Genomic DNA, 8,393 nt, shown 5'->3' with positions numbered 1-8,393 from the left:
GGGGTCGATCGTCCTCGATGGACGGTCATTCCCCAGTAGTTCAAGAGCAAGAAAAGACAGCCGGCTTCGGCTATCTTTTCCGTAGATCAACCAAAAAGGATGGTCCGTTTACTCGCCCATCCTTGAAAGACGAACCAAAAAGCCCCAAGTGATTTTTCAAAGAAAGAGAATCACATCGGGCTTTTGGCTTTTCTATTTAAGAAGTGGAAGCATCTTTCTTCGTTCGTTTCTTTTTGTCGGCCAACTTTTTCAGCAGCTTCTCTTTTTCTTTATCGAGTTCCGGGTTCGATTCCGATGGTTCAGACGGTTCATCTATAGAAGTGAACCAATCCGGAAGTTTTTCTTCTCGTCCAGCCCAGCGTTCTTTCACCGGCTGCAGATCTGCAAATGTAATCCGTCCGCCAGCTTCATGGATCTCCCAGGCGGAAGTGATTTTGGATTTGATGAACCCAAGTGGATTCTTCACGGTTTTTTCTTCGTTGACGTAGCGAATCAAGAATTCTAATTCTTGTTCGGCATCGTCTTGCCAGATTAGAGATGCCCCTTGATGTAGCTGCGCAAAAAAGGCGGTATCGAATTGATAGCCCTCTGCTAGTTCGTTCATTTGGATGCATAGTTTATCCAATTCATTGGGTTCTTCAATGCTTGCCGATTTTTTCTCCAAATGGGGGACTTGGATTTCTCTTTCAGGTGCATGACGAATAGCAAATTTAATTTTATTTACACTTCGTCCCTTTTTAATCTCTGTAAGACTTATAAAAACATCAGTCTTCTCGTTAACTTCTTGAATAGCTGGATTCAAAACTCGCGCTTTTAAATTTGCATATCTAGGGTATTTTTTATGCTCTATTCCCATTTTTTCTTTAAACTTTTCGATTGAACAGGACCAGCTACCTAAGTGTTGCCACTTTTTCATGAGTTCATACAATCGAATAGAGTAGGTACTTTTGAGTGACAATATATTACTGAGACGGTATGTGGTAAATGTGTCTTTTAATTGCAGAAGATACGGCTTTAATTTTGGAGAAAAAGATAAAGCGATCACCCCTTCGCCTTTTTGATATTCAGCACTGGATATCCAATTAGCAAAAAGCCATCCACCGTCAGTACGAGGAATTTCAATGCTCTTAGACATCAAATCCTTGGTAATTTCTTTAAGCTCGGTGTACTTAACACTTCCTTCTAATCCCAACATCTCACTAAATTCTTTTATAGAAATTCTATAATCTTTAAAGTCTCCATCTGTTGGTTCAATCATACTCACCATTGTCAGTATTATTTTTTGTTCTCTAACCGATAAAGGATTAGTATGACGGGCTTCAATCAAATCATTTCTTTGAGATACTAAATAGTTCTCCTGCATAAGACCCCTCCATTTATAACAGTAAATCAAATATAGTTACCTTAAAAACAACTTTATAGTTCCTAAATCTTTTTGTCAAAACAAAGTAACATAATAATTTATTTTGTTATATTTGGGACCGAAACTGTGGTATTTAAGACCGAAACTGTTACCTTTGGGACCGAAACTGTTACCTTTGAGAGACCGAAACTGTTACCTTTGGGACCGAAACTGTTACCTTTGGGACCGAAACTGTTACCTTTAAATCCTTCAAACCCTTGGGCGCCAAGGGTTTGAAGGATTCCCTAATCATTTAAAACAAAGACCTTAAACAAAAGATTTAAAAACACCAACAACACGCGTACGCGCGCGAACCGGTGGTGGTGGACAAACAAGTGGGACCGAAAAAGTAATAGTTCAAAACAAGCAACGGATCTCCCCAAGTTTTTATTTAAATTGTCGTGTTTCACAAAGACAAAGTAAATCACCTCAGTAATGCATCTTTAAAACGCACAGAAACCCCTTTAAATTGATTCTAACACCAAAAACGAATAGAACTAGGGGGTCATCCTTAAAATCGATTTAAAACACCTTAGAAGCCGTTTTTTGACAAACAAAAAAACTCCGCAGAAAAATACTGGGAGTTTTACAGGCAAAACGCTATTTAGTCAGTTTGTCTGAATTATTAAGACAAGCTAGTTGTATTGTGTGAATCTACTTCTGCAAATGAGCAACAAAACAAATATATTAATTAGCTCATTGGATATATCTTGTAGAATACCTGGCTAATGAAACGCTTGTAAGGAACTACAAAAAGATCAGTTGAATAAGTGTAGTCTATTAATAAAATTTTTTTACATAAATTGTTATTAAAGTAATAAAAAGTAAATTAAGTATGTTAAAATAGCATAAAATACTTCAAACTATTCGGAGGGAATCAAATGCTAATTCGTTTTAAAGAAAACAGAATTAAATCTTTAATTTTACTCATGTCAATGACACTACTTTTTTCTATGTTCTCATCAAACATGGTGAGTGCTCAAGAAAGTGATGGTGAAGAAAATCAACTGACCAGTGAAGAACTTGAACAAATCATTACAACATTAACGGCTATCGAAGAAATACCAGATGAATTATTAGCATCGGGCGATTCACAAGCGATTAATCAATACTTTAACGACAAAGGGATTACTTCTCATATTTTCAATCCAGAGATGGGGGAAAAAGCACCCTTAATCATGCAGCCTTACGGTTGGTGGGGATGCAGTTTATCTATCGCTGAATTACTTGTAATGAATGCCATTCCAATTGCGAAAATAACTAAAATTAAAAAATATATTAAAGATTTAGGAGGGGCAGTCGAATCGGCTAAATTATTAGTTGGTGCAACAAGCGCTAAAGAGAAAGCTGCAATTTTAAGTGCGCTGGTTGCAGAATTGACTGGCTTTACAAACGTGAAGAACGCTTGTAATTTATAAATTATTAAACCAAAGAAAGGGTGCAAAATAATATGACGACACCATTAGCTTCATTCATAATAACTCTATGCGCAGTGATTATTATTGGCGTTCTTTTAAACAAAAATAAGCAATTAAATCAAACGAAAATGATTGCAACTAATACTGATTTAACTTCTGAAGTTAAATTTATGATTAATTCAGATGAAAATTATACAAAAATAGTTAAAAAAGTTAGAGAGAAAACAGGATTAGGATTAGTTGAAGCAAAGCAATATGTAGACAATGTGAAAAAAAACAACTAAAAAAAAGAGAGGATCTCTCCTTGAGATGATCCTCTCTTTTTTTTAGTTGTTTTGATTTTTTAAAAGACCAATAATTAAACAAGTTTTTATAACAAAAAGCTTCGCAAGTTATTTTCAATACTCTCGTCCGTGATGCCGATGTATCGCAAGGTAATCTGTGGGTGCGCATGATTCAAGATATTCTGCAGCTCGGCAATGTCTTTGAATTGCTTGTAGTGCCAATACCCAAAGGTCTTGCGTAAGGTGTGCGTCCCAATGCCTACCGAAATATCGACCATCTGTGCGGCCTTCTGAAGCTGTCTGTACGCTTGAACGCGCGTAATCGGTCCATTTCCCTTGCGGCTGGGAAACAGCCATTCAGTGCCCTCTAACGTACGAATATAGGCATCGAGTTCCTCGTAAATGTTGCCGAGGTGGATTGTCCGGCGTTTTCCGGTCTTTCCTTCACGCAACGCCACCACTTTCTTGCCCTGGATCTCGCTGATTTTGATGTTTAACAGATCTCCGACACGCAAGCCGGAATTGATGCCGAGAAGAAACAGAATGTAATCCCGTTCACCGCACCATTTTTTCAAGCTCCATTTCATGTCCTCGATCTTTTCTAACGATCGGATCGGTTGGACATCTTTCATCTCTTGCTGCTTATTTCTCATCTCATCCTCCCCTTTTCACCCCTCATAGGAGTTTAAAATTTCTTGCCCCTTCGCTTCAAACATGCCTGAAGCCACCAATGACTTCACAATCGCGAGAAGGTTAGTTCGCTTAAAAACCGGATTAATCAGCAACGCTTTTTGCTCCAACGCAAAATTATTTCCTGTGTAGCTCTGAATGAGCCGAGTGAACGCCCGTAAATCGTGCTTAGACAAATCATAAGTAACCACAGTTTCATGAATGGTCGGTTCCTGCATCTTCTCGTCATTTAACAACCCGACAAGTGTCAGCAAACTAATATTATGAAACTTCAATTTCTCGATTTCAGCCATCAATTTTTTGTATTCAACAGATTCCATCGTTCATTGCCCCTTTAACTAGCTGCAGAGATTTTTTAGTTTTATTGTTTCTAAGAATAACCTATGTATCCCACTATTTAAGGTAAGCGAGATCAAAAGAAAAAAGAGCGCCGCCAAGGAAAAGCGAACGCAGGAAACGCAAGGATCTGAATGTATCATTTTTTTATGTAATTTCAGTTTCGCTGGTTTTTTTGCTGGAAGTCAATAGAATCAGGGTTTTGAATGTAACTTAATTAGGATTAAGTTACATTCAAAAATCATTAAAAACTCGCCCCCTTCTTGATTTTGCTAAAATAGGGATAATCGATCTTGTAGCTCTTTCGAGAAAAAACAAATACAAAATTTCGCTTTCGCAATCGGATTGCAAATGGAGGATAAGTCATGAAAAAAGTAATTGATATGATTGATTCGAAATCAATAACGACAGGCGTTTCATTGGTCGATTTAAAAAAAGCCGAAAAACAACTAGGGGCACTTTTCCCAGATGAATTCAAGGATCTTTATTTAGAAACGAATGGCGCCGAATTTGGTGCATGGGCCTTGTTTTCACTCACCATAATTCAAAACCAATCCAACAGACCTGAAAACTTACCTGCTGATATGATTTGTATTGGAGAAAATAAGAGTGGCGATAAACTTTGCTACCGCATACGAAAAAGATGGATGCAGGAGCATGTCTATCGGTGGAATGTAAAAAGTGGAAATACAGAAAATAAAGCGTCCACGTTATATGAGTTCATCGATTGGTTTGTCCCGAAAAAAAATGCCGGCAAGTCTCAACTAATCGGTCATTTTGCGGTAGAAAGTGGAGAACTGGTAGTCACAGATCCATGCTACTCAATCGAGGACACAGAGATGCAAGTTCATTTAGCCAATGTAAAAAAAGGACAATGGACAGCCTCCATTTCTTATACAGACGATGAAACCGTTAAAACGTTGACGGCTTACTTCGCAGAAAAGAAACCGAGTGGCAAATGGCATGTTTGCGATCGGCTTATTGGCGTTGATTCTGCACAGGCGGGTATCTTCGATGCCAATTTATTTGGAAAAGATGAAAGTATTCCTGGTGAAGTAGAAAACGTTTATGACATTGAGATAGATGAAGAGGGATTAAAATACTATGTTGCCTGTACGGATAGCGTAGCATCTGATGACCAGGGAGGAATAGTCCCTGGTGGCACCGTTGCCATGTCGGGATACGGTGATGGGATGTATGAAGTCAGAATAAAATACAATGTTTCTAAAGAGATAGTAGGCGTGATGATCGACTTTGGTGACGAAGAATAACCCCTTGATTTATCTTCTTTTGAATGTAACTTAATTGCTAATAAGTTACATTCAGAATCAATAGAAAGTTTCTTGATATCTATTGCTTAAATAAAAATGAAACCTTGCTGGAAAGAAATTGGTATATTAGCAACAGACAATTTGAAGTAGAGGGGAAATGAGATGAAAAAGGAGAAAAAATATAATTTAAAATACCATACGAGAGCATTTTCTGTTGCCTTCGCCATCATTTTTCTTAGCTATATTGATAAATACATTTATGATTTCCGCACGTTAACTGGAGCTATTCTAGCAGGAATTCTAGCTTATATTCTAATGACTCTCTTTGAGAAGCTGCCATTTCTAGAAAAAGAAATTAGCAAAAGAACTGAAAATTTTCTTACAGTGCTGGCTTTGTTTCTAATTTTCTTTTCGTTTTACTTTTTCCAGCTTTAAAAAACAGTAGTGCAAACACCAAAGAGTTGCTGATTTTTTGAGAGCAGCAACTCTTTTATTTTATAGATTCCGAATGTAACTTAATTCACAATAAGTTACATTCAAATTAATTAAGTTCGCTTTTGCTTGCTTCCATTTTGTCGTTCAATCTAACTAACTGATTGATAATGATAATAAGTAACGCCCCTAGGACAATTGCAAATGCATAGAGCACTACTTCATCGCTATCACTCACTGTGAATATCAAAAGAGTTAAAATCGCATAAAATCCGATTATAGATAAAAGGATAGTAATTAAGCCGTTTAAGATATATTTCATCTGAATTCACCTCTTTCTCCACTTTAAGTGAATGTGAATGTAACTTATCTGCACTTATGTTACATTCAATTCCGTATTAGACCTATTGAACTTCTCTTTTGAAATGATGTCGAGCATTTATATAAAAGACGCTACCTAGTAAAAAGAGCAACACATTAATCCATGAAGCAATGCCTGAATAAGAATCATTAAATACAAAAACGCTTAAAAAATTAACTGTCATAAAAAGAATTAAAATCACATACATACCTTTTACAAATTTCACACTATCTCTTCCTTTCTTATCTGGGGATCTGCTAACCGATTTAAAGAATTCATTTGTTCCAGATCCTAGCCCATAAACTTCGGGTATCTTTTGGAGGCGTTACCGACTCCGGTTCGCTTTTTTCTTGCTGTGAGGACGATTCTACGCTCGCTATCTTGAGCTGATCGGACGAAGGGGCGTCCAGTGGCTTCAGGCTGCCCTTCAGGGTTTTCACTTCCTCTAAAATCAGCTCGTTTTGCTCTTCTTGCTTTTGAATGCTTTGCGCCATTCGATCGATCGTCTGTTGCTGGTGTTGTATCAATCGCAGCAAACGCTCCTCAACGGTCAGCTCATTTACTACCGCTTCGTGGCGTTCCGTATCGCCTTGTGTCGCTTCAGAAAGTATAGCTCGGCCCGCTACGCTTTCCGTTTTAGACCATAAGAAAACCGCTTCTGCACTGTCTTCCAATGTCATTCCACTGCTATCCTTGAGCGTTATGAACTTTCGTAAAGCCATGAGGTCTGTATCGGTGTACCAACGATGACCCTGGGCATTTTTTTTGAAGAGATAGCCACTTTGTTCGAGCAATAACGAATACTTGCGGAGCGTTGACGGTTTGATGTTGAGGACAGTTGCAATATCTTCTGGTGCATGAAAGGTCATCGCGGATCGCCTCCTTTTCTTTCATCGTAAATGACCTTATCCAATTTGGACAGTTTAATTTTCTGACAGCACTTTTCCGGAAATCGATGAAATGAAAATAAAAAAGAACCGGAAATTAACGCTCAAGTTCTTGATCTCTTTTTCTAGAAATATTTTTTTCTTTTTCTTGCTGACGCTCTTTTTGCCATTCCTTGAATTTCTCCAGCTGAGTTTTTGCAAATTCCATCAAAACATTCAACTGGCTTTTCAGGGTTTTGTTTTCCTTCTGCAGTTCCAGATTTTCTTTTTTCAATCCGTTGTTTTCTTTCTGCAGCTGTGCCGTTTTTCTTTTTTCTTGGTCCAGTTTCCGATCGCTGTCGATAACGTTATCGACCATATCGTCAAATCGTTTCTCATGAGTTTCAATCGTGCTTTCAATGGCTTCGGTAGCCTTCGCTCTTGCTTTAAGTGCTTCAAAGTCCTCTACAGGCAATTTAACGTGATTCCGATCAAAGAGAGAGGGTTTGCTGACTTGAAGCTCATCGACCTTCTTAGAAGCTGTCAGCGCGTTTCTAAGGGCTTCTGTTTCCTTCTCTAGGGTTTTGATCTCTTCATTGAGCGTCAATGCCTTAAAACGGCTCATTTCGATGTGTTTCCGGTCAGAGGCAATGCCCCGTTCGACTTCAAAACCAACACTTTGCATGTGTTTCGGGAATTCTTCCTGCATCCACTGCAATTCCTGCCGATTAAAGACATTCTTGCCCTGGAGTTTGCCGTCACGCATCGGAACGACCCCTAAATGCATGTGAGGCGTTTTCTCGTCGTTGTGAACCGTCGCATAAGCGATATTTTGTTTGCCGTAACGTTCGGAGAACAATTTATGGCTTTCCTCGAAAAACCGTTTCTGTTCAGCCGGATCCAATCCGTCAAAAAATTTCCGGTCCGAAGTCACCAGCAACTCATTGACGAGCACGGCATCTTTTCGGGTTTTCCGTTCGCTCACTTTTTGGCTCTCAATAATTTCTTTCACTTGTTTGTTGTAATCAATTTTTTCTTGATGGAGCAAATCATAATTCAAGTGAGCACGGTCCGGATCAATGTCTGGATTCGTCCGACTTTCCCGTTCTCGTTGGTTGTGAAATTGCATGCCCTTTAAATCTGGACTCTTCATTTTTTGCATCCGTACCACAGCAAAACTCACAAAAACACACCCCCATAATTCGGTCAACTTCCATGTAAAGTATAGCACACTATACTTTATTGCATAAAGGTGTGCTCTCCGAGGGTAAGACCGAAGGTCAAAAGCAAGGGGCTGCATCCTTTGGGATGCGCCCCTCAAGATCAACGGCAT

The 8,393-nt window shown here is 38.6% G+C and carries 11 protein-coding genes; 4 read left to right on the top strand and 7 right to left on the bottom strand.

The features are described 5' to 3' along the window. Nucleotides 1–196: 196 nt before the first annotated feature. Complete coding sequence (locus tag G3255_RS18250) at nt 197–1,363, bottom strand: replication initiation protein (RefSeq protein WP_211656057.1); 1,167 nt, start codon at nt 1,361–1,363, stop codon at nt 197–199. A 920-nt stretch (nt 1,364–2,283) separates the two neighbouring features. Here G3255_RS18250 and G3255_RS18245 point away from each other — a divergent pair. Together G3255_RS18245 and G3255_RS18240 are read left to right on the top strand one after the other, a co-directional pair. After that, entirely contained in the window at nt 2,284–2,820 is a 537-nt protein-coding gene (locus G3255_RS18245; RefSeq protein ID WP_211656055.1) for a hypothetical protein, read from the top strand. A 32-nt stretch (nt 2,821–2,852) separates the two neighbouring features. Further along, a complete protein-coding gene (locus G3255_RS18240) occupies nt 2,853–3,104 on the top strand; it encodes a ribosomal protein L7/L12 (RefSeq protein WP_211656054.1) in 252 nt (83 codons plus the stop codon). Nucleotides 3,105–3,190: 86 nt separating this feature from the next. Here the strand turns inward: G3255_RS18240 and G3255_RS18235 are convergent, their stop codons facing one another. Next, a complete protein-coding gene (locus tag G3255_RS18235; protein ID WP_211656051.1) occupies nt 3,191–3,757 on the bottom strand; it encodes a site-specific integrase in 567 nt (188 codons plus the stop codon). A gap of 15 nt (nt 3,758–3,772) precedes the next feature. After that, complete coding sequence (locus tag G3255_RS18230) at nt 3,773–4,114, bottom strand: hypothetical protein (RefSeq protein WP_211656048.1); 342 nt, start codon at nt 4,112–4,114, stop codon at nt 3,773–3,775. 381 nt (nt 4,115–4,495) lie between these two features. Between G3255_RS18230 and G3255_RS18225 the strand changes: the two genes are divergently transcribed. Beyond that, nucleotides 4,496–5,401, top strand: coding sequence for an SMI1/KNR4 family protein (locus G3255_RS18225; RefSeq protein WP_211656047.1), 906 nt, complete (start codon nt 4,496–4,498; stop codon nt 5,399–5,401). A 162-nt stretch (nt 5,402–5,563) separates the two neighbouring features. Beyond that, nucleotides 5,564–5,836 carry a hypothetical protein gene (locus tag G3255_RS18220; RefSeq protein WP_211656045.1) on the top strand — a complete coding sequence of 91 codons (273 nt, stop codon included), beginning with the start codon at nt 5,564–5,566 and terminating at the stop codon, nt 5,834–5,836. Between the two features lie 106 nt (nt 5,837–5,942). Here G3255_RS18220 and G3255_RS18215 read toward each other — a convergent pair whose 3' ends face one another. From G3255_RS18215 to mobV, 4 genes are all read right to left on the bottom strand, one after another. After that, on the bottom strand, nt 5,943–6,155 hold the full coding sequence (locus G3255_RS18215) for a hypothetical protein (protein ID WP_211656043.1): 213 nt from the start codon (nt 6,153–6,155) through the stop codon (nt 5,943–5,945). Between the two features lie 82 nt (nt 6,156–6,237). Next, nucleotides 6,238–6,420 carry a hypothetical protein gene (locus G3255_RS18210; RefSeq protein WP_211656041.1) on the bottom strand — a complete coding sequence of 61 codons (183 nt, stop codon included), beginning with the start codon at nt 6,418–6,420 and terminating at the stop codon, nt 6,238–6,240. 49 nt (nt 6,421–6,469) lie between these two features. Beyond that, a complete protein-coding gene (locus G3255_RS18205; RefSeq protein ID WP_211656040.1) occupies nt 6,470–7,063 on the bottom strand; it encodes a MerR family transcriptional regulator in 594 nt (197 codons plus the stop codon). Nucleotides 7,064–7,178: 115 nt separating this feature from the next. After that, nucleotides 7,179–8,243, bottom strand: coding sequence for a MobV family relaxase (gene mobV, locus G3255_RS18200; protein WP_442757095.1), 1,065 nt, complete (start codon nt 8,241–8,243; stop codon nt 7,179–7,181). Between the last annotated feature and the right edge of the window lie 150 nt (nt 8,244–8,393).

The organism is Planococcus sp. MSAK28401, from assembly GCF_018283455.1.
GTDB lineage: Bacteria > Bacillota > Bacilli > Bacillales_A > Planococcaceae > Planococcus > Planococcus alpniumensis.
This window is presented reverse-complemented; position numbering and strand designations above follow the sequence as displayed.

What these genes read in the sequence shown, in the direction of transcription:
- G3255_RS18205 (WP_211656040.1), bottom strand. Translation starts at nt 7,063, where the DNA reads ATGACCTTTCATGCACCAGAAGATATTGCAACTGTCCTCAACATCAAA.
- G3255_RS18235 (WP_211656051.1), bottom strand. Translation starts at nt 3,757, where the DNA reads ATGAGAAATAAGCAGCAAGAGATGAAAGATGTCCAACCGATCCGATCG.
- G3255_RS18250 (WP_211656057.1), bottom strand. Translation starts at nt 1,363, where the DNA reads ATGCAGGAGAACTATTTAGTATCTCAAAGAAATGATTTGATTGAAGCC.
- G3255_RS18225 (WP_211656047.1), top strand. Translation starts at nt 4,496, where the DNA reads ATGAAAAAAGTAATTGATATGATTGATTCGAAATCAATAACGACAGGC.
- G3255_RS18230 (WP_211656048.1), bottom strand. Translation starts at nt 4,114, where the DNA reads ATGGAATCTGTTGAATACAAAAAATTGATGGCTGAAATCGAGAAATTG.
- G3255_RS18220 (WP_211656045.1), top strand. Translation starts at nt 5,564, where the DNA reads ATGAAAAAGGAGAAAAAATATAATTTAAAATACCATACGAGAGCATTT.
- G3255_RS18215 (WP_211656043.1), bottom strand. Translation starts at nt 6,155, where the DNA reads ATGAAATATATCTTAAACGGCTTAATTACTATCCTTTTATCTATAATC.
- G3255_RS18240 (WP_211656054.1), top strand. Translation starts at nt 2,853, where the DNA reads ATGACGACACCATTAGCTTCATTCATAATAACTCTATGCGCAGTGATT.
- G3255_RS18245 (WP_211656055.1), top strand. Translation starts at nt 2,284, where the DNA reads ATGCTAATTCGTTTTAAAGAAAACAGAATTAAATCTTTAATTTTACTC.